The 25,598-nt window shown below is 69.6% G+C and carries 19 protein-coding genes; 13 read left to right on the top strand and 6 right to left on the bottom strand.

Going from position 1 to position 25,598, the window contains the following annotated elements:
* Nucleotides 1-48: 48 nt before the first annotated feature.
* Nucleotides 49-654: an NnrU family protein gene (locus MSPGM_RS20385; protein WP_003599651.1), complete on the bottom strand. Its 606-nt coding sequence runs from the start codon at nucleotides 652-654 to the stop codon at nucleotides 49-51.
* Nucleotides 655-734: 80 nt separating this feature from the next.
* On the opposite strand from MSPGM_RS20385, the gene MSPGM_RS20380 reads away from it, so the two are divergent.
* Nucleotides 735-1,919: a hypothetical protein gene (locus tag MSPGM_RS20380; protein ID WP_015857367.1), complete on the top strand. Its 1,185-nt coding sequence runs from the start codon at nucleotides 735-737 to the stop codon at nucleotides 1,917-1,919.
* Between the two features lie 9 nt (nucleotides 1,920-1,928).
* On the opposite strand, the gene MSPGM_RS20375 is transcribed toward MSPGM_RS20380, so the two are convergent.
* Complete coding sequence (locus MSPGM_RS20375) at nucleotides 1,929-2,855, bottom strand: EcsC family protein (protein ID WP_003599654.1); 927 nt, start codon at nucleotides 2,853-2,855, stop codon at nucleotides 1,929-1,931.
* Entirely contained in the window at nucleotides 2,852-4,300 is a 1,449-nt protein-coding gene (locus MSPGM_RS20370; RefSeq protein WP_003599657.1) for an AmpG family muropeptide MFS transporter, read from the bottom strand. The genes MSPGM_RS20375 and MSPGM_RS20370 overlap by 4 nt, the downstream gene beginning before the upstream one ends.
* A 391-nt stretch (nucleotides 4,301-4,691) precedes the next feature.
* Between MSPGM_RS20370 and MSPGM_RS20365 the strand changes: the two genes are divergently transcribed.
* Both MSPGM_RS20365 and MSPGM_RS20360 read left to right on the top strand, forming a co-directional pair.
* The gene (locus MSPGM_RS20365; protein WP_003599658.1) at nucleotides 4,692-5,792 is read left to right on the top strand and encodes a histidine kinase dimerization/phosphoacceptor domain -containing protein; all 1,101 of its coding nucleotides are present in this window, start codon (nucleotides 4,692-4,694) and stop codon (nucleotides 5,790-5,792) included.
* A gap of 133 nt (nucleotides 5,793-5,925) precedes the next feature.
* Entirely contained in the window at nucleotides 5,926-6,390 is a 465-nt protein-coding gene (locus MSPGM_RS20360) for a response regulator (RefSeq protein WP_003599660.1), read from the top strand.
* Between the two features lie 23 nt (nucleotides 6,391-6,413).
* Here MSPGM_RS20360 and MSPGM_RS20355 read toward each other — a convergent pair whose 3' ends face one another.
* Entirely contained in the window at nucleotides 6,414-8,486 is a 2,073-nt protein-coding gene (locus tag MSPGM_RS20355) for an NAD(+) synthase (protein WP_003599662.1), read from the bottom strand.
* A 437-nt stretch (nucleotides 8,487-8,923) separates the two neighbouring features.
* Between MSPGM_RS20355 and MSPGM_RS20350 the strand changes: the two genes are divergently transcribed.
* From MSPGM_RS20350 to xth, 5 genes are all read left to right on the top strand, one after another.
* A complete protein-coding gene (locus tag MSPGM_RS20350; RefSeq protein ID WP_261925899.1) occupies nucleotides 8,924-12,202 on the top strand; it encodes a DNA translocase FtsK in 3,279 nt (1,092 codons plus the stop codon).
* 199 nt (nucleotides 12,203-12,401) lie between these two features.
* Nucleotides 12,402-13,349: a LolA family protein gene (locus MSPGM_RS20345; RefSeq protein WP_003606886.1), complete on the top strand. Its 948-nt coding sequence runs from the start codon at nucleotides 12,402-12,404 to the stop codon at nucleotides 13,347-13,349.
* A 217-nt stretch (nucleotides 13,350-13,566) separates the two neighbouring features.
* The gene (locus MSPGM_RS20340) at nucleotides 13,567-15,258 is read left to right on the top strand and encodes a putative bifunctional diguanylate cyclase/phosphodiesterase (RefSeq protein ID WP_209688315.1); all 1,692 of its coding nucleotides are present in this window, start codon (nucleotides 13,567-13,569) and stop codon (nucleotides 15,256-15,258) included.
* Between the two features lie 16 nt (nucleotides 15,259-15,274).
* Nucleotides 15,275-15,721: a BLUF domain-containing protein gene (locus tag MSPGM_RS20335; protein WP_003597563.1), complete on the top strand. Its 447-nt coding sequence runs from the start codon at nucleotides 15,275-15,277 to the stop codon at nucleotides 15,719-15,721.
* Between the two features lie 167 nt (nucleotides 15,722-15,888).
* Nucleotides 15,889-16,698, top strand: coding sequence for an exodeoxyribonuclease III (gene xth, locus MSPGM_RS20330; RefSeq protein ID WP_003597559.1), 810 nt, complete (start codon nucleotides 15,889-15,891; stop codon nucleotides 16,696-16,698).
* A gap of 246 nt (nucleotides 16,699-16,944) precedes the next feature.
* Here xth and MSPGM_RS20325 read toward each other — a convergent pair whose 3' ends face one another.
* Nucleotides 16,945-18,411, bottom strand: coding sequence for an amino acid permease (locus MSPGM_RS20325; protein WP_015857360.1), 1,467 nt, complete (start codon nucleotides 18,409-18,411; stop codon nucleotides 16,945-16,947).
* Between the two features lie 299 nt (nucleotides 18,412-18,710).
* Between MSPGM_RS20325 and rpsO the strand changes: the two genes are divergently transcribed.
* From rpsO to MSPGM_RS20300, 5 genes are all read left to right on the top strand, one after another.
* Nucleotides 18,711-18,980, top strand: coding sequence for a 30S ribosomal protein S15 (gene rpsO / locus MSPGM_RS20320; protein ID WP_003597553.1), 270 nt, complete (start codon nucleotides 18,711-18,713; stop codon nucleotides 18,978-18,980).
* A 269-nt stretch (nucleotides 18,981-19,249) separates the two neighbouring features.
* The gene (gene pnp, locus MSPGM_RS20315; RefSeq protein ID WP_003597551.1) at nucleotides 19,250-21,487 is read left to right on the top strand and encodes a polyribonucleotide nucleotidyltransferase; all 2,238 of its coding nucleotides are present in this window, start codon (nucleotides 19,250-19,252) and stop codon (nucleotides 21,485-21,487) included.
* A gap of 220 nt (nucleotides 21,488-21,707) precedes the next feature.
* The gene (locus tag MSPGM_RS20310) at nucleotides 21,708-23,975 is read left to right on the top strand and encodes a TonB-dependent receptor (protein ID WP_043766510.1); all 2,268 of its coding nucleotides are present in this window, start codon (nucleotides 21,708-21,710) and stop codon (nucleotides 23,973-23,975) included.
* A gap of 92 nt (nucleotides 23,976-24,067) precedes the next feature.
* Entirely contained in the window at nucleotides 24,068-24,709 is a 642-nt protein-coding gene (locus tag MSPGM_RS20305; RefSeq protein WP_003597548.1) for a glutathione S-transferase family protein, read from the top strand.
* Nucleotides 24,710-24,799: 90 nt separating this feature from the next.
* Complete coding sequence (locus MSPGM_RS20300) at nucleotides 24,800-25,024, top strand: YgaP-like transmembrane domain (RefSeq protein ID WP_210279257.1); 225 nt, start codon at nucleotides 24,800-24,802, stop codon at nucleotides 25,022-25,024.
* Between the two features lie 56 nt (nucleotides 25,025-25,080).
* Here MSPGM_RS20300 and MSPGM_RS20295 read toward each other — a convergent pair whose 3' ends face one another.
* On the bottom strand, nucleotides 25,081-25,572 hold the full coding sequence (locus tag MSPGM_RS20295) for a winged helix-turn-helix transcriptional regulator (RefSeq protein ID WP_003597546.1): 492 nt from the start codon (nucleotides 25,570-25,572) through the stop codon (nucleotides 25,081-25,083).
* Nucleotides 25,573-25,598: the final 26 nt, after the last annotated feature.

Raw genomic sequence — 25,598 nt, 5'->3', positions numbered from 1 at the left:
CTTGAGGCCGGAGGCAAACCAGGGTGATCGCTTCGAGCGATCGCCCTGTCAGGCCTGCCCCGGCCAGGCGGCGACGCCGATGAGCAGCGGGTGCAGGTACTTGCCGAACACGAACCACGCCACGACGCCGACGACCACGGCGATGGCGTCGTTGCGCCAGCCGGCCGGCGCGGCCTGCCCGCCATGCTGCTGCGCCACTTGGCCGGCCGTGAGCGCGCGGCGCTTGGCGCTGATGCGGGCGACCACCGCCCAGGCGAGGAAGGAGCCGAACAGCAGGATCGAACCGAGATCGCCGTTGGCCAGGAGGTGAGCGGTCGCCCAGATCTTCACGGCCAGCAGCATCGGGTGCTTGAGCCGGGCGCGGAGATGGCCAGGCAGGTAGGCCGCTGCGAGGCTGATGAAGGCGAACAGTGTCAGCAGCACCGCGAGATGCCGGGTCCAGAGCGGCGGCGACCAGACCGGGATCATGCCCTCCTGCCGGTAGAGGCCGTAGCCATAGATGGTCAGGATCAGGCCGAGCACCGAGAGCAGGGTGTAACCGAGCTTGAACCGGCCCTCGCCGATCCGGCCGATCACCTCCCCGCGCTTGGCTCGAGCCATGGAGAAGGCGTGCGTGCCGAGAAACAGCACGAGGCCGAGGATCATAACCAGCATGGGGGCAGCCTGTGGACGGCGCTCGCTCCGGCGGATGCGGACAAGCTCCCTGTAACGGTTCAAAACGCAATCTTTTCGCGATGTCCAGACTGACTCGCCTCCTCGTCGCAGCGCTCGCGCTCTCCTGCGGCGCCGTGCCGCCGGCCCGCGCCGCCGCGGAGCCGCCACTCTCGGCGCTGACCCTAACGGGGCCGGAGCGGACGCTGTTCTCCGCCTCCCGCGACGCCTGCGACGACGCCGACGTGCCCGATGCGCCCGCCCGCGCCATTCGCGACGCGTCAGGTCAGATCGCGGTCTTCGGCCTGCACTACCGCAACCGGGCCCTGCGCGGCCCCGACTTCGAGCGCCTCACAATCGATTGCCGCGTGGTGCTCGATTCCGGCGAGAAGCCCGACCCGGCGCTCTACGACGACCGCTCGTGGATCACCGCCACCTGGACCGAGGACGGCACTAACGTCGCCGCCCTCCTCCACCACGAGTACCAGGCCAACGAGCATGAGGGCCGCTGCCGCTCCAAGGTCTATAGGGAGTGCTGGTACAACACGGTCACGGCGGCCTTTTCCCGCGACGGGGGCCTGAGCTTTACCCGCGCGGCGCCGCCCGCGGTGGTGGCGGGCGCACCGTTCCGGCAGGAGGAGGGCCAGGGTCGGCACAGGGGCTTCTTCAACCCCTCGAACATCGTCAGTGAGGGGCGAACCCGCTACTTCCTCGCCTCGACCACGGGCTGGGACCGGCCCGGCAGCGATCAGGCGGCGGGCGTCTGCCTGTTCCGTACGGAGCGGCCGGAGGATCCCACAAGCTGGCGCGCCTGGACCGGCACCGGTTTTACCGCCGCCTTCCCCGACCCCTACCGCAAGACGGCCAAGATCGCCGACACCTGCCGGCCGGTCGGGCCATTCCCCGCCCCCGTCGGCGCGGTGGTGCGCCACCGCGGCACGGGGGCCTGGATCGCGGTGTTCATGGCGGCCAAGGGCGGCGTGTTTCCGGAATCGGGCTTCTACTGGAGCACGTCGCGCGACCTGCTGACCTGGGACGTGCCGCGGCTGCTGCTGGCCGGAGCCACGCTCTACGACGATCCGTGCAAGGCCAAGGGAAGGCTGATCGCCTACCCGTCCCTGCTCGATCCGGGTGCCAAGGGCCGCAACTTCGACGATGTCGGCGAAGGCGCGCTCCTCACCTTCGCGACCCAGCGCCTTGAGGGCTGCACCATCACCTCAGACCGCGACCTCGTGCGACGGCCGGTATCGATCAAGGTCTGGCCGTGAGCGCTCGCCTCAGCCGAGGCCGAGCGCTGCCTTCTCCTCGAGATAGGCCGCGTGCACCGCGTCCTTGCCGTAGGCCCGCTCCAGCCGGCGCACGGTGAAGTGGGCGCGGGCCATGGACTGGAAGTGATCCATGAAGGCGGCGTTGACGGCAGCGCCCCCGAGTGCCCCGATCACCGGCACGGCCTGGGCTGCGACCTTCTGCGAGACGACGAGGCCGAAGCGGGCGGCGATCTGCGCGGTGAGCCGCACCAGCGGCGGCGCGCCGGCATCGAGCAGCGAGCGGTGGGCGGCGTAGCGGGCGGCCTCCGACATGGTCTTGGCGAGTGCGGCGCGCACCGCGAAGTAGCCGCTATCGGCGACCGTCGTCTCGGCGCCGGCCCGTCCGCCGAGCGCGAAGACCTGCACGCAGGCGAGCGCGCTCTCGGGATCGCTCAGATCCTCGCCCTCTTCCCGGGCGATCTCGGCGATGGAGCGCAGCATGAGCGTCGTGGAGACCGGCAGCTCGACCGCCAGCGTCGCGAGGCCGAGCACGCCGCCGACCGCGCCGGTCACCGCGGCGAGCGCCTTGTGGCGGGTTTCGCTCGACCCGAGCAGGCGGCTCAGGCGCCCGCCGGCCTCGGTTTCGATGCGCTCCAGCGCCGTGCCGGCGGGCTTCACGTCCTTGTCCGGCAGGGTCGCCAGCGCGACCCGAAGGGCCGTGCGCATCGCGCCTTCTGTGGCGCTGGCCACCGTCTCGGTAATGGGCGCCGGCAGCGCGCGGCCGATCATGTCGAGGGGCGCGCCCGCGGCCGCCGAGAGCCGGGAGGCGAGCCCCGGCTTCTCCAATACGGTCACCGCGCGCCGCAGGACGGCACGGTCCTCCTCCGACAGGGGCTTTCCGGCCGGCGGGTCGATCGGAACCGGCAGGGTTTCTCCAACAACGGCAAGGTCGTTCACGTCTGCGCCCTCGCGACTTTGGGCGGGATCTCGGGGCCCGCTTCGGCTGAGGCAAGACCGACGGGGCCGGTTGGGTTCCCCTGCACGGCCTCGGGCGTGGCCTCGGCCGGGCTTTCCGCGGGCGCCGTGCGCTGCGGGATGCGTCCCACGGCAAAGCACAGGGCGACGACGGGGATGCCGACCGCCGCGGTCATCGCGAAGAAGGCCGGGAAGCCATAAGCCGCCACCACGAAGCCGGAGGTGCCGGCGACCAGCTTGCCCGGCAGGGCGTAGAGCGAGGAGAACAGGGCGTATTGCGTGGCCGCAAAGCCCGGCGTGGTCAGGCTCGACATGTAGGCGATCAGCGCGATGCCGGCGAAGGAGCCGCAAAGGCTCTCGATCGAGACCGCGATGGCGAGCCGCCATTGCTCCGGCTCGCCCAGCGCCAGCCACGCCAGCGACAGGTGCGAGGCGGCGGCGATGAAGGCGCCGATCACCAGGGTCGGGAACATGCCGAGCCGGGCGATCGACCAGCCGCCCGCAAAGCCCCCGGCGATCCCGACCCAGATGCCGAACAGCTTGACGATGGTGGCGATCTCCGCCTTGCCGTAGCCGAGCGTGATGTAGAGCGGGTTGGCCATCACGCCGGAGACGAAGTCCGGCATCCGGTAGAGCGCGACGAGCGCCAGCACCGCGAACAGGGCCTTGCCCATCCGGGCGTAGAGTTCCGTCAGCGGCTCCAGCACGGCGCGGCGCACGGCGGCGGGCAGGTCGCGCTTGCCCGTCGCCGCCTCGCGCGGCCGGTCATAGGGCGTGGCGAGCAGGGCCGCGATCAGGCCGACGCCCATCAGCGCGGCCATGCAGAGATAGGCGAGCGTCCAGCCGCCATAGGCCGCGACGTAGAGCGCGCCGGCGCCGGCCAGGATCAGCCCGAACCGGTAGCCGAGGTTCGAGGTGGCGGCCATGATGCCCTGCAGGTCTGTGCCCGCCGCCTCGATGCGCCAGCCGTCGATCACCACGTCCTGGGTGGCGGCGCAGAAGGCGACGAGGAAGGCGCCGAGGCCGATGAGCGCGAGATGGTCCTTCGGGTCGGCGAAGGCCATCAGGACCAGCGCCAGGGCGGTGGCGATCTGCGTCACGATCATCCAGGCGCGCTTGCGGCCGAGGCGCGGGGCCAGGAACGGCACGTCGACGCGGTCGATCGAGGGCGCCCAGAGGAACTTCAGCGAGTAGGGCAGCGCGACGTAGCTGAACAGGCCGATCGTCTTGATGTCGATGCCGGAATCGGCGAGCCGCAGGGTGAAGGTGCCGAGCACGAGCAGGAGCGGCAGGCCGGAGGAGAAGCCGAGCGCCAGCATCTGCGCGACGCGCTTGTCCTCGGTGATGTCGCGCAGGCGCAGCTTGCGCGGCTGCGCTTTCAGGGGCGTATCCTTAGGAAACGTCTTGGAGTTCGCCGCATCCGCCATCGCGTAAAACTCCCTGGAGCCCCCGCCCGTCGGGCAGGGTTGCATGGATCTGGGACGCCGCGCGGAGCCGGGCGCCCGGACACTCGCGCATCTTTGATCCCGATCTCCGCAGAAAACATGACGGACTTGCGGCCCGCAGCCCCCGTCATGTCTCTTGCGAGTCCCGCGCAAAGTCGGAATCCTGGCCCCCGTATAGAGCCAACATGGTTGATAGAACCGTAATTGCAGGCTCCGGCACGATGACAGGTCCGCAGGGTGCTCCGTGCTTCACCGCACGGAACGGGGGAGGGGCCGGCTCGTTGGAGTCGCGGGGCCGGACGCTACGGAATGCGTCGGGTGACTCCGGTTCGCGTGCCGCGATCGAGAGCGGCATGCCTGTGTTGGCGTAGAGATGACGGGTTTTCCCAAAGGAGCGAGCCTGCCCTCGGGCGTCACGGTGGAGGTCTTCGCGGCAGCCTTCGAGGCCAGCCCGACGCCGATGGTGGTCACCGATCCGCGGCGGGGCGACAACCCGGTCGTCTGGGCCAACGGCGCCTTTCTCGGGCTCACGGGCTATGCCCGCGAGGAACTCTACGGCCAGAATTGCCGCATGCTGCAAGGTCCCCTCACCGATGCGGCGGTGCTTCAGACGATGCGGTCGGCGCTCGCCACAGGCCGGCCTTTCGAGGGCGAGCTGCTCAATTACCGCAAGGACGGCACGTCGTTCTGGAACGGCATGACGATCAACCCCGTCTGCGACGAGGCGGGCAAGGTCCTGTTCTTCTTCTCGGCCCAGGCCGACATGACCGACAAGCACCGCCTGGAACTGGCGATGCGCGACGCCAACGACGCGCTGGAGCGCGAGGTGAGCGAGCGCACCGCCGACCTGCGCTCGGCCCTGGAGCAGAAGACCGCGCTGCTCCACGAGGTCGATCACCGGGTCAAGAACAACCTCCAGGTCATCTCTTCGCTGATGCTGCTGAAGGCCCGCCGCACGCCGGAGGGCGACGCCCGCAACGCGCTCCAGGCCATGGCTGACCGGATCGGCGCCCTCTCCACGGCCCACCGGATGCTGTACTCGGAGGGCGACGTCACCCGCTTCGACTTCCGGGAGTTCACCGCCGACCTGATCGCCGACCTCGCCGCCGGCCTCGACGGGGACCGCACCCGGATCGAGACGGAGATCGAGGCGCTGGCGCTCTCCGCCGCCATGGCTGCCCCGCTGGCGCTGCTGATCCACGAATTGACGACGAACGCCCTGCACCACGCCTTCCCGGAGGCGCGCCGCGGCCGAGTCGCGATCGAGGCACACCGTTTCGAGGCGGGGATGCGCCTCGTCATTCAGGACGACGGCATCGGCATGGCCGCGGTGCCGTCCAACCCCGCAGGCTTCGGCCGCACCCTGGTCGAGATGGTGGTGCGCCAGTTGCGCGGCACCCTCGAATGGTCGGATGCCGGGCCCGGCACCCGGATCACGATCACGATCCCGCTGGTCGGGACCGACGCATTGTGACGGACATGCGTTTCTTCACTCCGGGCCGTTTCCACCGGAAACCGGCCCCGCGACGGGCCGGGCCCGCTCCCTCAGCCGCCAATCCGGCGGATCGATTCGGGGCGGGGGTACAAACGACGCCGGGAGAACCGCGATGCCCGAGGTGAGGGAGGGGCCCCTGCGCATTCTCGTTGTCGAGGACGAGGTGCTGATCGCCCTCGAACTGGAATGCCTGCTGGAAGACCTCGGTCATGTCAGCGTCGGCGTCGCGGGCTCCTCGGCGGACGCCATCGCGCTGGGCCGCACCGCCCTGCCGGACGTGGCGCTGGTGGACATTCACCTCATCGACGGGCCGACCGGGGTGGAGGTGGCGCGCCAGTTGAGCCGCGACCCGCGGGTCACCGTGGTGTTCATGACCGCCAACGCCAAGCGCATCCCGCCGGATTTCGCGGGCGCGCTCGGGGTGATCGCGAAGCCCTATTCCGAGCGCGCCGTGGCGGGCGCCCTCGACTACGTCGCCCAGCGCCGTGCCGGCCACCCGCCCTCCGCCGAGACCCTCGACGGCTTCCACCTCGCTCCGGCCGCAGGTGGCGGGGATTGGACCGGCGGAGCGCCGTAAGAGACGGGCGCCGCGCCGCCCCCTCACGCCTTCGGCACGTTCCGCTCCAGCTCGTCGAGCCACGCCCGGGCGCTGGCATCCGACGGTGCGCGCCAGTCGCCGCGGGGCGAGAGCGAGCCGCCGGCCGAGACCTTCGGGCCGTTGGGGAGCGCCGAGCGCTTGAACTGGCTGAAGCGGAAGAAGCGATCGAGGAAGACGCCGAGCCAGCGCCGGATTTCCGGCAGATCGTAGGCGACGCGCTTGGCTTGCGGGAAATCCGGCGGCCAGTCGCCGGCCGCCGCGTCGCCCCAGGCATGGAGCGCGAGGAAGGCGATCTTCGACGGCCGGAAGCCGTGGCGCAGGGTGAACCAGAGATTGAAGTCCTGGAGGGCGTAGGGGCCGATCTTGGCCTCCGTGCTCTGCGGCCCCTCGCCTTCCGAGGCCGGCACCAGTTCAGGCGAAATCTCGGTGTCGAGCACCGCCCGGAGCGTGCGGTTCTCCGCCTCGCCGAACTGCCCGGACGCGATCACCCAGCGGATCAGGTGCTGGATCAGCGTCTTGGGCACGCCGGCATTGACGCCGTAATGGCTCATCTGGTCGCCAACGCCGTAGGTGCTCCAGCCGAGCGCCAGCTCCGAGAGATCCCCGGTGCCGATCACGATGCCGCCGTGCTGGTTGGCCAGCCGGAACAGGTAATCGGTGCGCAGGCCCGCCTGCACGTTCTCGAAGGTGACGTCGTAGACCGCCTCCCCGCGCCCGAACGGGTGGCCCATATCGGCCAGCATCTGCCGGGCGGCCGGGCGGATGTCGATCTCCTCCGACGTGGTGCCGAGCGCCCGCATCAGGGCGTGGGCGTTGGTCTTGGTCTCGTCGGAGGTGGCAAAGCCCGGCAGGGTGTAGGCCAGGATGTCCTTTCGCGGCAGCCCGAGCCGATCGAAGGCCTTCGCGACGACGATCAGCGCATGGGTCGAGTCGAGGCCGCCAGAGACGCCGATCACCGCCCGCTTCGTGCCGGTTGCGGCAAGCCGCTGGGCGAGGCCGGCGACCTGAATGTTGTAGGCCTCGTAGCAATCCTGCGCGAGGCGTGCGGGGTCGGCCGGCACGAAGGGGAAGCGCTCGACCCGGCGCTCGAGCCCCAGATCGCTCTCCGGCGGATCGAGCCGGAAGGGAATCGTGCGCCAGGACGGGGTGCCGTGCCGGCGGGCGTTGTCGTCGAAGCTGCCGGCCTGAAGCCGCTCCTGAGCGATGAGGTCGAGGTCGATATCGGCGAGCGTCACGACCGGCGCTTGAGGGAAGCGCTGCCCTTCGGCCAGCCGCACGCCGTTCTCGTCGATGCTGGTCTGCCCGTCCCAGGACAGGTCGGTGGTGGATTCGCCCGTCCCGGCCGCTGCGTAGACGTAGGCGCACAGGCCGCGCATCGAGGCGGCGCGGGTCAGCAGGGCGCGGGAATCGGCCCGGCCGACGGTGATCGGGCTGCCCGAGGGGTTGGCGATCACGGTGGCGCCGGCAAGCACCGCGTCCATGCCCGGCGTCTGCGGCACCCAGAGATCTTCGCAGACCTCGATCGCGAGGCGAAAGCCCGGCAGATCGTCGGCGGCGAAGATCAGGTCGGTGCCGAACGGCGCCTCAAGCCCGCCGAGGCGGATCGTCTCAGCCGTGATGCCGGCGCCGGAGGCGAAGTGGCGCTTCTCGTAGAACTCCCGGTAGTTCGGCAGGTAGCTCTTCGGCACCACGCCGAGCAGCCGCCCGCCCCGGATCGCCACGGCGCAATTGTAGAGCCGGTTGCGCCAGCGCAGGGGCGCGCCGACGACGAGCAGCGGCGTGAGCCCGGCGCTCTCTTCGACCAGCCGCGCCACGCCCGTCTCGACCGCGTCGAGGAGGGTGGCCTGCAACAGCAGATCCTCGATGGCGTAGGAGGAGACGCAGAGTTCGGGGAAGACCGCGAGCGCCGCCCCGGCCCCATGCGCCTGCCGCGCGAGGCCTGAGATGTCGGCGACATTGGCCGCCGGGTCGCCCGGATGGCTGCGGCCGGTGCAGGCGGCCACGCGGGCAAAGCCGTGCCGGTAGAGGGAGCGGAAGTTTTTCGGACTCAAGGTCTCTTGGCTCGGATTCGTCACCGGATCTCGCAGCTCACCTGATACGGCAGGAAACCCTGCCAAGCGCCTCTCAGAGCACGATTTCAAGCCTAATTCAGGGGATGCCCGCGACCGGGCCGCCCTCTGTCACCGGGCCTCGAAACATCACCGCCAAGAGCCAACTGCGCTCGATGATATCCGGTTCATGCCACGCTTGCACCGGCGGGTCCGGGGCGCCCCGGAAGAGGGGAGGGCGCCTGTGGGACGAGCGTGGGCCAAGGTTGAGGCAAGCGTTCGTTAACGACGATTCGCCTACCTTGGGGCTCGAACCGCTCCGCAGGAGCCGGACCTTGTTTCGAGTCATCTCACAGATCATGCGCGCATCGGGACGGCCTCCCCATTCCCATCGTGATCCATCGCGGCCGAGCCGCGGCGGCGACCGCCTGGACCGGTCGATCGGCGGTATCGCCCATCGGCTGATGAGCCTGCGTTCCAACCTTGCCCGGCGCATCGCCGGGGCGCCGCCGGCCCCGCCGCGGGCGCTCCCGCACGCCTTGCCGCATCCGGCGCTGCCGCAGCCCGGCACGGACGGGTTCGAAGCCGGCAACGTGCCGAGCTGGCTGGTGCCGCCGGGGGCGATGCTCGGCCGCGCGCCAGCCGCGCCGGAGGACTGGGGTTCGGAAGCGTGGGCACCCGAAACGGAGGAGGGGCTGTTCGAGATGCCCGCGCCCGCCCTGCCCTACGGCGCTCAGCCGGAGATGCCGTTCGAGAGCCGCATCGATCCCCGCGCTTCCGGTCCCGGCGTCCTCGTGCGCACACCGCGCCGCCCGGCGGCGATCGCGCCCGAGGCCGGTGTGATCCCGGCGGCCCACGCCCTGCCCGCTTCACAGGATGGGTCTTACGGCGTGCCGCAGGCTGCGCTGCCCGAGGCGGTGCGCTTCACCCGCACCCCCGACACCGTTCTGATGGAGCGCCGCCGCCAGGCCCTGGAAGCCGAGCGCGAGGCGCAACTCCGGGCCCAGGCCCTGCTCGACGCCCAGGCCGCCGCAGAGGCCGCGGCGCTGGAGGCGCAGCGGGCCCGCGAGGCAGCGGAGCGCGAAGCCGCCGAGCGCGCGGCGCAGCGCAGTGCCGAGAGCGACGAGGCCGCCCGGCTGCGCGCCGAGCAGGCCGCCTCCGAGGTGCCGAGCTGGCGCCGCCCGTTCGTGCCGCCGCCCGGCGTGAGCTTCTTCCGCACCCCCGACCGCCGGCAGAAGCCCGTCGTTCAAGTGCAACAGGCGGAGGTCTTGCCGCAGGCCGAGATCGCATCGCAGCCCGCGCGGGCGATCGAGGAGATCCGGTTCGACGCGATGCGCTTCGAGGCCGTCGCCGCCGAGTCCCTGCCGGTCGCGCCGCTCCCCGCCCCGGCGGAAACGCCGGAGGCCGCCCTCTTCGCGGCATTCTACGCGCCCTTCATCCCGCCGGTCCCGGCCGAGCCGTCCGATTGGTCGGACGTGCCGGACTGGTCGGCCCTGCACGGCTGGTTCGGCCCGGCCGAGTCGGTGGTCGAGGTCGCCGAGCCGGTCGCGCCCGCCGCGCCCCGCCCGGTGCTGAACGCCATGGCCGCCCGCGCCGCGATCCGTCCGGCCCGTTCGGCTTTCACCGAGGCCGCGCCGCAGCCCGCCTTTGAGGCCGCACCGCAAGCCGTCGCACCGCAAGCCGTGGCGCCCGCCCCAGCCCCGGTCTCCGCCATGGCGGCGGCGCCCGTCGCCGCGCGGCCTTTCACAGCTTATCCGGCTCCGGCCCCCGCCCCGGTGCAGCCTGCCCCGCAGGCCCCCTCCCCTGCCCCCCAGGGGATGACGACGGCGCCGCTGACCATCCCGGCCCGGCCGGTCCTGCTGCGCACCAAGCCCGGTGCCGAGGTCGAGCCGAGCGAAGATCTGGCCGAGGATTTTGCCCAGAATCTTGTCGAAGAGCCGGCTGCCGAGACGATGCAGGAGGCCGCCCTCGACACCGCCGACGCGTTCGAGGCGGAAGCCGCCGAGCCCGTGGCGGCCATCGAGCCCGAACCCGAAAACCGTCCGCGGGCGATCCTGCCCGAGCGTCCGATGCTGATCCCCGCCGGCCGCCACCTGGAGGCGTCGTTCGTCGGCAATGCCGACTACGAACTGCCCGACCTGGAACTGCTCGCCGAGCCGCCGCTGAACGACGGCGAGGAGGTCGATGCGGACGAGTTGGAGCAGAACGCGCTCAACCTCCAGCAGACCGTGCAGGATTTCGGCGTGCGCGGCGACATCCTCGCCGTGCGCCCCGGCCCCGTCGTCACCCTCTACGAGCTGGAGCCGGCGCCCGGCACCAAGTCGAGCCGCGTCATCGGCCTGTCGGACGACATCGCCCGCTCGATGTCCGCCATCTCCGCCCGTGTCGCCGTCGTCCCCGGCCGCAACGTGATCGGCATCGAACTGCCGAACCCGGTGCGCGAGACCGTGTACCTGCGCGAACTGCTGGCCTCGGTCGATTTCGTCGAGACCAAGCACAAGCTCGCCCTGTGTCTGGGCAAGAACATCGGCGGCGAGCCGATCATCGCCGACCTCGCCCGCATGCCGCACCTGCTGGTGGCCGGCACCACCGGCTCCGGCAAGTCGGTCGCCATCAACACCATGATCCTGTCGCTGCTCTACCGGCTGAAGCCGGAGGAGTGCCGCCTCATCATGGTCGATCCCAAGATGCTGGAACTGTCGGTCTATGACGGCATCCCGCACCTGCTCTCCCCCGTCGTCATCGACCCGAAGAAGGCGGTCATCGCCTTGAAGTGGGCCGTGCGCGAGATGGAGGAGCGCTACAAGAAGATGTCGAAGATCAGCGTGCGCAACATCGACGGGTACAATGCCCGGATGAAGGAGGCGCGCGAGCGGGGCGAGATCATCACCCGCACGATCCAGACCGGCTTCGACCGCACCACCGGCGAGGCGGTGTTCGAAGAGCAGGAGATGGACCTCTCGGCCCTGCCCTACATCGTGATCGTGGTCGACGAGATGGCCGACCTGATGATGGTGGCGGGCAAGGACATCGAGGGCGCGATCCAGCGGCTCGCCCAGATGGCGCGTGCGGCCGGCATCCACCTCATCATGGCGACGCAGCGTCCCTCGGTCGACGTCATCACCGGCACGATCAAGGCGAACTTCCCGACCCGCATCTCCTTCCAGGTGACGAGCAAGATCGATAGCCGCACAATCCTGGGCGAGATGGGCGCCGAGCAGTTGCTGGGCCAAGGCGACATGCTGTTCATGGCCGGCGGCGGGCGCACGACGCGCGTGCACGGGCCGTTCTGCTCGGACTCGGAAGTCGAGACCGTGGTCGCCCACCTCAAGCGCCAGGGCCGGCCGTCCTACCTCGAAGCGGTCACGGCGGACGACGGCTCCTCCGAGCAGCCGGAGAAGCCGGCCAAGGGCGGGCGGGCCACGGCCAAGGCCGAGAAGGACGATTTTGCCGAAGCCGAGGAGTCCGACGCTCCGGTCTTCGACATCGGTGCCTTCGCGGCCACCGCGGGCGCCGAGGGCGGCGAACTCTACGAGCAGGCCATCGCCGTGGTGCTGCGCGACCGCAAGGCCTCGACGAGCTACATCCAGCGCCGTCTCCAGATCGGCTACAACCGCGCCGCCTCGATCATGGAGCGGATGGAGATCGAGGGGATCGTCGGGCCGGCCAACCATGCGGGCAAGCGCGAGATCCTGGTCGAGGGCCTCGCGAGCGCACCCTCCAGCGGCTACGACGACGACTGAGACCTCTCACGACCGCGCAGATCCGGCCCCCGTCGCATATTCGCCACAGGGGCCGGGTCTACCCGCGAACACGACATCCGGACGCGCCGCCATCGCGCGCGTCCGCACCGGGACGGTAAGTGCCCCACCGGGACGGCAAGAGCCCCACCGGGACGGCAAGTGCCCCGCGCACCCGCAAGCTTTCGGAGATGCCCACACGATGACTGGCCGACGCCTCTCCCTCGCTGCCGGTCCGCTGCTCGTCGCCGCGCTGGCGCTCCAGCCGCAGCCCGTGGAGGCGCAGGTCTCCTCCTTCCTCGACGGCCTGTTCGGCCGCAAGGAGGAGCCGCCGGCCCCTCCGGCCCGGGCGCCCGAGCCGGAGGCCGCCCCGGCCCCGGCCAAGAAGGCGGCGGCCAAGCCCGGCAAAGGAACGGACAAGGCGGCCGAGAAGAGCTCAGAGAAACCCGCTGAGAAGACCGGCAGCATCAAGGCGGCGGCCAAGCCCGGCGCGCCCGCTTCGGCGACCCCGGCAGCCCCGTCCGGCACGCGGGTTGCGGCGGTCGGAGCGCCGTCCCTCGGCGTCTCGCTGCAGGACGCCGACCCGGCCACCGTCGTGGCGGCGGCCAACAGCTATTTCAACGGCTTCCAGACCCTGACCGGCGGCTTCATCCAGATCGGCGCCGACGGGCGGCGCATCGGCGGCAAGCTCACGCTCGCCAAGCCCGGACGGCTGCGCTTCGAGTACGACCAGCCCTCCCCGCTCGAAGTGGTGGCCGATGGCACCTCGGTCGCGGTGCGCGACCGCAAGCTCGGCACCCAGGATCTCTACTTCATCTCGCAGACGCCGCTGAAATTCCTGCTGCGGGAGAAGATCGACCTCGCCCGCGACCTGACGGTGAGCGAGGTGACCAACGATCCGGGCGGCGTGCGCATCGGGCTGGAGGACCGCTCGACGCTGGGCGGCACCTCGAAGATCCAGCTCTTCTTCGACGCCGAGATGAAGACCCTGTCGCAATGGCGGATCACCGACCCGCAGGGCTATCTCACCACCGTGCAGCTCTCGAACCTGCAGAAGGGCAAGGCGGTCGATGGGTCGCTGTTCTTCATCAATTACGGCCGGTCCGAGGACAAGGCGATGCAGCAGCAGATCGAGGGACGAAACCCCTGAGCTGAGCGCGATGAGGGACGGCAACAACATGGATTGCTCCCCCCTCCGCATCACCGAAATGTGTTGTCCCACCTCGTGTTGAGTGCTCTCAAATTCTTTGAATAATTCCCCGGATACGCTCAGGCGCATCCCGGCTTTAAGCATCCGTTGAGAGGAAAGCAGGCCTATAGGTGGGCCGTCCAGGTGGGGCGGCCTCCATGGGACGCTGTCCGGCCGCATGTCCGCCCTCGCCGCTCCGTCGCTGTCGATCGCCCTGCCGTTCGAGGCGGCGCTGGCCGAGATGGCCGCGCCCCTGCTCCTGCTCGATGCGGGCGGCAGCGTTGTCTTCGCCAATGCCCACGCGGCGGCCTTGCTCGCCTGCGCCGAACCGGTCGGCCTTCCCCTCCCCGCCCTGCTGGTGCCCTTCGGCGCCGCGGAGCCGGAGGCCGAGCCCATTCTGGAGGCTGTGCGCGCCGCCCGCCCCGTCCGGGTGCGGCTCACCCTCGGCGGCGACCGCCGCGTCGAGGCGGCGCTGGCGCCGCTCTCGGCCGGCGGCTTCGCCCTCACCTTCGAGGACGTGACCGAGCAACTCCGCGGCGCGGCCCTGGCCCGGCAGGAGCCGCTCACCGGCCTGTGCAACCGTGTCGGCCTGCACGACCGCCTCGACGCGGCGCTGATCGAGGCGGCCCGGACGGGGGCACCGCTCGCGGTGCTGATGCTCGACCTCGATCGGTTCAAGACGGTCAACGACACCCTCGGGCATCCGGTCGGCGATGCGCTCCTGCGCAAGGTCGCCGAGCGCCTGCGCCGGGCCACCCGCAGCGGGGATCTGGTCGCACGGCTCGGCGGCGACGAGTTCGCCATCCTCCAAGTCGATCCCCAAGTTGGTCCCCAAGGCAGCCCCCATATCGGGGTCGAGCAGCCGCACGCGGCCGAGGCGCTGGCACGCCGCCTCGTCGATCTCGTCGGGCGCACCTACGTCGTCGATGGCCACATGCTCAATGTCGGCGTCAGCGTCGGCGTCGCCATCGCCCCCGCCGACGGCCAGAACGCCGACGACCTGCTGAAACACGCCGACCTCGCGCTCTACCGGGCCAAGGCCGCGGGCCGGGGCACCTACCGGTTCTTCGAGCCGGCGATGAACGCGCAGATGCAGGCGCGCCGCGGCCTGGAGATCGACCTGCGCCGGGCAATGGCCCTCAAGCAGTTCGATCTCGCCTTCCAGCCGCAGATCCAGCTGGAGAGCGGGGACGTGACGGGCTTCGAGGCGCTGCTGCGCTGGAACCACCCCGAGCGCGGACCGGTCTCGCCGGCCCTGTTCATCCCGTTGGCCGAGGAGATCGGCGTCATCGTCGGCATCGGCGAGTGGGTGTTGCGCACCGCCTGCCGCGAGGCGGCGCGCTGGCCGCACCCCGCATCGATCGCCGTGAATCTCTCGCCCGTGCAGTTCCGTGGCGGCCGGCTGGTCGAGACGGTGACGAACGTGCTGGCCCAGACCGGCCTCGACCCGGCCCGGCTGGAACTGGAGATCACCGAAGGCGCGCTCCTCGAGAACACCGACAGCGTGCTCGACGTGCTGAACGGCCTGCGCGCGCTCGGCGTGAAGATCTCGATGGACGATTTCGGCACCGGCTACTCGTCCCTGAGCTACCTGCAGAAATTCCCCTTCGACAAGATCAAGATCGACCAGTCCTTCGTCCGCGGCATGGAGGGCAATGCCGAGTGTGGAGCGATCGTGCGGGCCATCGCCCGGCTCGGCGCCAGCCTCGGCATGCGCACCACCGCCGAGGGCGTCGAGACGGCAACGCAGCTCGACGCCATCCGCGCCGAGGGCTGCACTGAGGTCCAGGGCTACCTGACCGGACGCCCGATGCCGGCCGCCCAGGCCGCCGCCCTGTTGTCGGCCTCGCCCTCGACCTTGCCCGCCTGATCCAGGAGCCCGCCGAATGAAGCCGAAAGACCTGCGCCGCCTCGTCTACTACAGCCGCAACCGGGTCGCCGGTGCCCCCGCGGCGATGGACGAGACGATCCGCGGCATCCTGGCCGCGAGCCGCACCAACAACGCCCGCATCGACGTCACCGGGGCGCTGATGTTCAACGCCGGCTGCTTCGCGCAGGTGCTGGAGGGGCCGGAAGACGCGGTCGAGGCCACCTTCGAGCGCATCCAGCAGGACGAGCGCCACGGCGAGGTCTCGCTGCTTGCCTTCGAGGCGGTGGAGACGCGCCTCTTCACCGATTGGTCGATGGCCTATGTCGGGGCCTCGCCGGACGACGCGGCCCGCTACGGCGACGTGGCCGGCGAGAGCGGCTTCGACCTCTCGCGGATGACCGGAGACCGGCTCTGCGCCATGCTGCACGGGCTCGCCCTGGAGGAGGAGGCGGCCGAGGCCTGACGGTTTGCGAGGCGCGCAGGTTGAGCTAGAGACGCCAACCTGATCGCATCAGGTCGGCGCCTCCAGCTCCTGTTTCAACGCGCATTCTTTCGACGAACCGGTTTCCACTTCGTCGGAATGCGCTTTATCGAAGCGGCTCTTCACGCCACGCTTCTCAGGCAATCCCCGTGCGCCTCACCGTCACGACCTGGAACATCAACTCGGTGCGCCTGCGCATCGAGTCCGTGCTGCGCTTCCTCCGTGAAGCGCAACCGGACGTGCTGTGCCTGCAGGAGACCAAGTGCCCCGACGACCTGTTCCCGCTCAAGGCGTTCAAGGGATCGGGCTACGAGAACATCGTCTTCGCCGGGCAGAAGGGCTATAACGGCGTCGCGATCATCTCGCGGTTTCCGCTGCTGACCCGCGACGTGATGAGCTTCTGCGAGCGGCCCGATGCGCGCCACATCTCGGCTGTGCTCGGGCCGGAGGCGGGACCGGCGGCGGGGATCGTGCTGCACGATTTCTACGTGCCGGCGGGCGGCGACATGCCCCACCGCGACCTCAACCCGAAATTCGCGCACAAGCTCGACTTCCTGTCGGAGTTGCGAGTCTGGGGCGGACGGCGGGTCTCCGGGCCGGCGATCCTGGTGGGCGACCTCAACGTCGCGCCGCTGGAGCATGACGTCTGGTCGCACAAGCAGCTCCTCGACGTGGTGAGCCACACCCCCGTCGAGACCGAGGCGCTCGAGACACTGCGGGGCGAGGCCGGCTGGATCGACGCGGCGCGGCTCCTCACCCCGGAGCCGGAAAAGATCTACACGTGGTGGAGCTACCGCTCGCCGAACTGGGAACTCGCCAACAAGGGCCGGCGCCTCGACCACACTTGGGTCTCACCCGATCTCGCCGGCACTGTGCGCCGGGTCGCGGTGTTCCGCGAGGCGCGCGGCTGGGAGAAGCCGTCCGATCACGTCCCGGTGACGTTGACGTTGGAGCTCTGAGCCGGGAACGCAGACGCCCGTCCAGGCATTGGGTCTCCAATCTGAGCTTTCGCAATGGAGTCCCACCGCATGCGCTCGATCCTGCGCCAGATCGTCGTCGTCTTCCTGCTACCCAAGGCCATCGGCTACCTGCGTCGCCGCTTCGGCGGCGGACGGGCGGCGGGTTCGCACCGCTCGTACTGAGTCCGGGGTTTCCAAAGGGATCATCCCTTTGGTGCGAGGCCGGGGCTGAGCCCCGGCCTCCCTTCAACCAGGGCGCTGCCCTGGACCCGTGAAAGGACTCGTCCTTTCAAAACCTGAATGTGCTGCGACGCGTCGGCGGCTGTAGCCGAACCAGATCGCCAGTCCGAGGCCGAGCCAGGCCAGCAGGCGCAGCCACGTATCGCCGGGCAGGCTCGCCATCAGAGCGAGACAGGCGAGGATGCCGAGCACCGGCACGATCGCGCCGCCCGGCACCCGGAAGGGCCGTGCCCGCTCCGGCTCCGTACGGCGTAGGATCAGCACGCTGGCGCAGACGAGGATGAACGCGAACAGCGTCCCGATGCTGACGAGTTCGCCGAGGATGTCGATCGGCACCAAAGCCGCCACCACGGCTGTAGCGAGACCGATCACCCCTTGCGCGACGAACGGCGTCCGGCTCCGTGCCCCGATCCGGGCGAACAGATCCGGCAGCATGTGGTCGCGGGCCATGGCGTAGCAGATCCGCGCTTGGCCATAGAGCGCGGTGAGCGCCGCGGTGGTGAGCCCGATCAACGCGCCCGCCTTGATCGCCGCGGAGAAGCCGGTCAGTCCCGTCACCGCCATGGCCCGCGCGATCGGGTCGGCCACGTCGAGGTCGCGATAGGGCACGAGCCCGGTGAGCACGGCGGCCACCGCCACGTAGAGCGCCGCGGTGACGAGGAGCGAACCGATCAAGCCCAGGGGCGCGTCCCGCTGCGGATTGCGGGTCTCGCCGGCGGCGGTCGAGATGGTCTCGAAGCCGACATAGGCGAAGAACACGACCCCCGCCCCGCGAAAGATGCCGCTCCAGCCGAAGGCGCCGAACGTACCCTCATTCGCGGGCACCAGCGGCTGCCACAGTTCGGGTCGCAGATGCCCCGCGCCGAGGCCGAGGAAGGCGAGGATGATCGCGACCTTCAGCGCCACCAGCACGGCATTGGTGCGGGCCGCCTCCCGGTTGTCGCGCATCAGCAGGGCGGTGAGCGCCAGCACGACCAGCGCCGCCGGAAGGTTCACGATCCCGCCCTCCCCCGGCCCCGCGGCCAGCCACGCCGGCAGCCGCAGGCCCGCATCGGCGAGCAGGCTCTGCGCATAGCCCGACCAGCCGACGGCGATGGTCGCCGCCGCCATGGCAAATTCGAGAACCAGATCCCAGCCGATGATCCAGGCCGGCAGGGCGCCGAGCGTGACGTAGGTGTAGGAATAGGTCGAGCCGGCCACGGGGATCATCGCGGCGAGTTCCGCGTAGCACAAGGCCACCAGCCCGCTTGCGACCGCGCCGAGCACGAAGGAGAGCATCAGCCCCGGCCCGGCATAATTCGCTGCCGCCGTGCCGGTGAGCACGAAGATGCCCGCCCCGACGGTTGCGCCGACGCCGATGCAGACGAGGCTGAAGGCGGAGAGGTTTCGGGCGAGCGCCGGACCGCCCGAATCGGCGGCGTCCGCGACGAGGGCGGCGATGGGCTTTCGGGCGCCGAGGGCGGAACGGGGCATAGGGTCTCACGTGCCTGACCGGACTGCATCCGGCGAAGCGAAAGCCGGGCCGGATGCAGGGCGGGATCGGGAAGCAGTATGGGGCGGATTTCGCCTCGACGGGCGGCGCCACTGGCACATCCCGCGATTTCGTGTATGGTCCGCGCCGCCTCGACCCGGTTACCGGGCGGGGCTTGTGCCGCTTGCGGCTGACCGTGCTGGACGACATCCCGGCACCGGCCCGACCGCGAGTTTTTCAAAGGTGCCCTTCCCTCCCATGGGCGGCGCCTCCGACCAAACCTCCATCTGAAAGGCCTGCGATGTCGATCACGGCAGAGCGCAAGACCGCGCTCATCAAGGACTACGCCAAGGGCAACAAGGACACCGGCTCGCCGGAGGTCCAGATCGCCATCCTCACCGAGCGGATCACCAACCTGACCGCCCACTTCAAGACCCACGGCAAGGACAACCACTCCCGCCGCGGCCTCCTGAAGCTGGTCTCGCAGCGCCGCTCGCTGCTCGACTACCTGAAGCGCAAGGAAGAGGCGCGCTACCGCACCCTCATCGAGCGCCTCGGCATCCGCCGCTAAGGCCTGCCGAACCTTCGCGCGGTCCCCCACGGGGCCGCGTTTTCACAAGCCGCGCTTCGCACGAAGTGGACGCCGGTTCGGCGTCGAAGAGCGCGGCAGACCAAGAAGGATCGCTCGGGCATGGGGCCCGGCCGGTCCGATCCGGGCGGCTTGAAGGCGCAGGGCGCCAGGGCAGGATCGCGAGACGCTTCCTTAAGACGAAGCGTCTCGCCGTCTTGCCTCTGGCGGCGCCGGGCTCAGCCCACCGCATGTTTGAAGGCGAGAGACATATGTTCGACGTACAACGTGAAGAGCTGATCTGGGGCGACCGCAAGCTCGTCCTCGAGACCGGCAAGACCGCTCGCCAGGCGGACGGCTCCGTGGTCGCCACCTACGGCGAGACCACCGTGCTCGCCACCGTGGTCGCGGGCAAGGAGCCCAAGGCCGGCATCGACTTCCTGCCGCTCACCGTGAACTACCAGGAGCGCGCCTACGCTGCCGGCCGCATCCCCGGCGGCTACTTCAAGCGCGAAGGCCGTCCCTCCGAGAAGGAGACACTGGTCTCCCGCCTGATCGACCGCCCGATCCGTCCGCTCTTCGTCGAGGGCTGGCGCAACGACACCCAGGTCGTCGTCACCGTCCTCTCCCACGATCTCGAGAACGATCCCGACATCGTCGCGATGGTCGCGGCCTCCGCCGCCCTCACCCTCTCGGGCGTGCCCTTCATGGGCCCGATCGGTGCGGCTCGCGTCGGCTACCTCAACGGCGGCTACAAGCTGAACCCGCTGGTGACGGAAATCGCCGAATCGACCCTCGACCTCGTCGTCGCCGGCACCCAGGACGCGGTGCTGATGGTCGAGTCCGAGGCCAAGGAGCTCTCCGAGGACGTGATGCTCGGGGCCGTGATGTTCGGCCACAAGCACTTCCAGCCGGTGATCGAGGCGATCATCCGCCTGGCCGAGAAGGCCGCCAAGGAGCCGCGCGACTTCACCCCGCCGGAGAACGCCGACGTCGAGGCCGCCGTTCTCGCGGTCGCCGAGACCGAGCTACGCGAGGCCTACAAGAAGACGGTCAAGCAGGAGCGCTACGCCGCCGTCGACGCCGTGAAGGCGAAGGTCGTGGCCGCGCTCTGCCCGGCCGAGGGCGAGCAGAAGTTCAGCCCTGAGAAGGTCAAGGCGGCCTTCAAGGAAGCGCAGTCGAAGGTGGTCCGCTGGAACATCCTCGACACCGGAAGCCGCATCGACGGCCGTGACGTGAAGACCGTCCGCTCGATCGTCTCCGAGGTCGGCGTGCTGCCCCGCGCCCACGGTTCGTCGCTGTTCACCCGCGGCGAGACCCAGGCGCTGGTCGTGGCCACGCTCGGCACCGGCGAGGACGAGCAGTTCATCGACGCGCTGGAGGGGACCTACAAGGAGCGCTTCCTGCTCCACTACAACTTCCCTCCCTACTCCGTCGGCGAGACCGGCCGCATGGGTTCGCCCGGCCGCCGCGAGATCGGCCACGGCAAGCTCGCCTGGCGCGCGATCCGGCCCGTTCTGCCGCCGGCCCACGAGTTCCCGTACACGATCCGCGTGGTCTCCGAGATCACCGAGTCGAACGGCTCGTCCTCGATGGCTTCGGTCTGCGGCGGTTCGCTGTCGCTGATGGATGCGGGCGTGCCCCTGCGCCGCCCGGTCGCCGGCATCGCCATGGGCCTCATCCTCGAAGGTGAGCGCTTCGCCGTGCTGTCCGACATCCTCGGCGACGAGGATCACCTCGGCGACATGGACTTCAAGGTGGCCGGCTCGGAGGAGGGCATCACCTCCCTCCAGATGGACATCAAGATCGCCGGCATCACCGAGGAGATCATGAAGATCGCCCTCGCCCAGGCCAAGGACGGCCGCGCCCACATCCTGGGCGAGATGTCCAAGGCCCTGACCGCGGCCCGTCCGGAGCTCGGCGAATACGCGCCGCGCATCGAGACGATGCAGATCCCCACCGACAAGATCCGTGACGTGATCGGCACCGGCGGCAAGATCATCCGCGAGATCGTCGAGAAGACCGGCGCCAAGATCAACATCGAGGATACCGGCATCGTCAAGATCGCCTCCTCCGACGGCAAGGCGATCAAGGCGGCCTATAACTGGATCCGCTCCATCGTCGCCGAGCCCGAGGCCGGCACGATCTACGACGGCACGATCGTCAAGATCATGGAGTTCGGCGCCTTCGTGAACTTCTTCGGCGCCAAGGACGGCCTCGTCCACATCTCGGAACTCGCTGCCCAGCGCGTCGCCAAGGTCGGCGACGTCGTGAAGGAAGGCCAGAAGGTCAAGGTGAAGTTCCTCGGTGCCGACGAGCGCGGCAAGATCCGCCTCTCGATGAAGGTCGTCGATCAGGAGACCGGCGAGGACCTCACCGAGAAGCTGAAGGCCGAGCGGGCTGAGCGCGGCGAGCCGGAGCGCGAGGAGCGCAGCGACCGCGGTGATCGTGGCGACCGCGGCCCCCGCCGCGACCGCGGCGAGCGCCGCCGGGAATCGTCGGGCGAGTAAGCCCCGTCCCGCACGCCATACCGGACGTTTGAAGAGCGCGGTCCCTCCGGGGGCCGCGCTCTTTGCTTGTGGCCCTCGGCCATTTTGCGCAATGGCAAAGTATCGACTGCCTATTTTCCATATGAAATCGGCAAAACTGGAATAATTCAACCTTCGCCAAGCTGAGCCGGATTAGGGCCAAGACTTCCCCGTCTATTCTAATAAAATAAGGGGGAAGCTTATGAGAAACGCTCGCCAGAGCCGCGCTGTGCTGCGGCCGATGCTGCTTGGCTCCGTTGCCTGTACAAGCATCGCTGCGGCTTTCATCCACCCGGCGCGGGCGCAAGTCACGGACATCAACACCGGCCTGCCGACCGCTCAGGCGGTCCATCTGCTCGCCGCGTCCCCCGCGGTCGGCGGCGTCACCCTCGATATGATCAGCGTCGCCGGGTCCGGGGCCGGGCGCGGCCTCGTCGTCGACAGCTCGGGTTCGCAGGTCGGCTACCTCGCCCGGCGCCTTCGCTCCTCGACCAAGACCGACACGCCGCTGATCGACACGCCGCAGGCGATCTCGGTGGTGACGGAGGCGCAGATCCGCGACCAGAACGTGCAGAGCATCGGCGAGGCGCTGCGCTACGTCCCCGGCGTCGCCATCGCCCAGGGCGAGGGCCACCGCGACGAGATCCTGATCCGCGGCCAGCGCACGACCGCCGACTTCTTCGTCAACGGCATCCGTGACGACGCGCGCTACTTCCGCGACCTCTACAACACCCAGCGCATCGAGGTGTTGAAGGGCCCCAACGCGATGATCTTCGGCCGCGGCGGCGGCGGCGGCGTGGTCAACCGCGTGCTCAAGGAAGCCGACGGGGTGCCGATCCGCGAGGTGCTGGTGCAGGGCGGCCAATTCGGGAACAAGCGCATGGCGGTCGATCTCGGCGACCGCGTCTCCGACACCGCCTTCTTTCGCCTCAACGGCGTGTTCGAGGATACCGGCACCTATCGCGACTTCATCGACATCCGCCGCTACGGCGTGAACCCGACGATGACCTTCCTGCTCGGGCCGCAGACGACCCTGCGCCTGTCCTACGAGTTCTTCTCCGACAACCGCATCGCCGACCGCGGCATCCCCTCGCAGTTCGGGCGCCCCTGGCGCTATCGCGAGAACACCAGCACGCTGTTCGGCGCGCCCTTGATCTCGAACGGCTCCGTCGATGCCCATATCGGCAACGCGCAGCTCGACCACGTCTTCGAGAGCGGCGTCGTGATGCGCAGCCAGACGCGGATCGCCGACTACGCGAAGTACCATCAGAACGCCTACCCCAACAGTCCGGTCAGTGCCGACGAGACCTCGTTCGTGATGCGCGGCTACGGCAGCCAGACTGACCGCACGAACACCTTCAACCAGACCGACTTTACCTACAAATTCAACACCGGCCCCCTCGCCCACACCGTGGTGGCCGGCCTGGAACTCGGTTTTCAGGAGGGGATCGACTTCCGGCGCGACTTCATCTGGAATTCGACCGGCACCCGCAACCTCCCCGTCAATCCCTTCGCGCCGACCACGACCGAGGGTGCAACGCTGCGGAATCTCGCGTCGGGCCGCAACAACACCTATCGGCTCGGCGTGTTCTCCGCCTTCGCCCAGGACCAGATCGAGATCGACGAGCATCTGCAGTTCATCGTCGGCGCACGCTTCGACCGCTTCGATTTCCAATCGCGCGACCGTCGTCCCGACGCCGCGACCGGCCTCCCTGCCCAACCGAACAGCCGCATCGACAATCTCGTCTCGCCGCGGGTCGGCGTCGTGGTGAAACCGCTGCCCAATCTCGCCTTCTACGGCAGCTATTCGGTGTCCTTCCTGCCGAGCGCGGGCGATCAGTTCCGCGTGCTGGACCCGACGACCGCTTTGTCCGCACCCGAGCGGTTCGAGAACGCGGAAATCGGCGTGAAATACGAGATCACGCCGGCCCTGATCCTCACCGCTGCGCTGTTCAACCTCGATCGCGACAACCAGCCGATCCCGTCATCCACCGAAGCGGGCTTCTCCGCCGGCCCGGGCAAGACGAACACAAGGGGCGGCGAGATCGGCATCACCGGCTACGCAACCGATTGGTGGCAGATCTCCGGCGGCTACGCCTATACCGAGCCGCGCATCGTCGCCGACATCGATGACGACGGCGACGTGATCCAGGCCGGCAACCTTGTCGGCGGCGTTCCGCTCAACACCTTCAGCCTGTGGAACAAATTCGACATCGGCGAGCGATTCTCCGTCGGCGTCGGCTACCTCTACCAGGATGCCAGCTTCGCATCGTCGGACAACGCAGTGCGCCTGCCGAGCTTCTCGCGCTTCGATGCCGGCGTGTTCTACGCGTTCAGCGAGAGCATGCGCGCTCAGGTCAACATCGAGAATCTGTTCGACCGGCGCTACGTCATCTCCGCGCACAACAACAACAACATCCTGCCCGGCGCGCCCCGGACCGTGCGCTTCCAGCTCATCGCGCGGTTCTGACCCGCGGGGGCGCCCGAGGCTTCCGCGCCCGCGCGCCCTCCCCTAACACCGGGGCGACGCCCGCCCTGCGGGTGCCTCGCCCCGGAGCCCCCATGTCCGACGATCTCGTCTTCTACACCAACCCGATGTCCCGCGGCCGGATCGTCCGCTGGATGCTGGAAGAGGTCGGCGCGCCCTACCGCACCGAGATCCTCGGCTATGGCACCTCCATGAAGGCGCCGGCCTACCGGGCGATCAACCCGATGGGGAAGGTGCCGGCGCTGCGCCACGGCGCGACGGTGGTGACCGAGTGCCCCGCGATCCTCGCCTATCTCGCCGACGCCTTCCCGCAGGCCGGCCTCGCCCCCGCGCCGGGCCACCGCGACCGCGGCCCCTATTACCGCTGGCTGTTCTTCTGCGCCGGGCCGCTCGAGGCGGCGGTCACGAACGGCGTGCTCAAGGTGAGCGTCCCCGACGACCCGCGCATGCAGGGCATGGTCGGCTACGGCAGCCTGGAGACGGCCCTCGACACGCTCGAAACAGCCGTCTCCGGGGTGGAGTTCGTGGCGGGCGACCGGTTCAGCGCCGCCGACCTCTACGTCGCCGCGCATCTCGGCTGGGGCATGCAGTTCGGTACGATCCCGAAGCGCCCGGCCTTCGAGGCCTATGCCGGGCGCCACCTCGCCCGCGAGGCGGCCGCGCGGGCGCGGGCGATCGATGACGCTTTGCTCGCCGAGGCGCAGGCGGCGTCATAGTCGCCGACCGACGGAACGGCCCCGCCCGCCCCGCGTTCGCCCCGCGAAGTCGCACGAGCGTCGAGAAGGAGTGCGTTGACCGTGAACGAGATGATCGAGGACATTTTTTCGGGCGAGCCGAACCTGAGCATGACCGAGCGGGCGGTCTCCGTCGCGCTGGGGCTCGGCATCGCCGCCGCGGCGGCCCAGCCCCGGCCGAACAAGCTCCTGAGCCTCGCCGCCCTGGTGGTCGGCGTCGGGCTCGCCGTGCGCGGTGCCACCGGCCATTGCGCGGTCAAGGCGGTCACCGCGGGCGGGCGCGACCTGACCGGCTGATCTCGCGCGTTTCGCGATCGAAGCTGCGCGTGGTCGCGACGCGATCAGGCGCAGCCTCAATCGGCCGAGACGTCGGCCGAAGACCGGGGCGCGAACGCGTCCGGTTTCCCGTCTGGAACGGAGCCGGCCTCGAAGCGCCTCCGCGCCTCTTGAATGGCCGCATGGTTCTGCTCGGCCCAGCCGACGAGGTGAGCGAGCGGATCAAGGAGCGCGCTTCCCAACGGCGTCAACCTGTACTCGACACTCGGCGGCTTCGTCGGGAACACCGTCCGTGCGATGAGGCCGTCCCGTTCGAGGTCGCGAAACGTCTGCGTCAGCATCCGCTTGGAGATGTCGGGGATCATGCGGGCAACCGCGCTGAACCGGCCCGGCCCTGCGGCCAATGCGATCAAGATCAGCATCGACCACTTGTCGCCGACCCGATCCAGCACATCGCGGACCGGACATGACGCGATCTTCGCGAAACTGGACTGCCAAACGGCAAACCGCCGTGCCAGTTCGATTTGACCCGGCCGGAGGGCGGTTCCGTCACTGTTACCTTGTCCCAAAGAAGTGCCTCCTTCACGGCTCACGC

The organism is Methylorubrum sp. GM97, assembly GCF_024347855.1.
Taxonomy (GTDB): domain Bacteria; phylum Pseudomonadota; class Alphaproteobacteria; order Rhizobiales; family Beijerinckiaceae; genus Methylobacterium; species Methylobacterium extorquens.
Note: the sequence above shows the minus strand (reverse complement) of the source record. Positions and strands in the feature narration are given on the sequence as shown.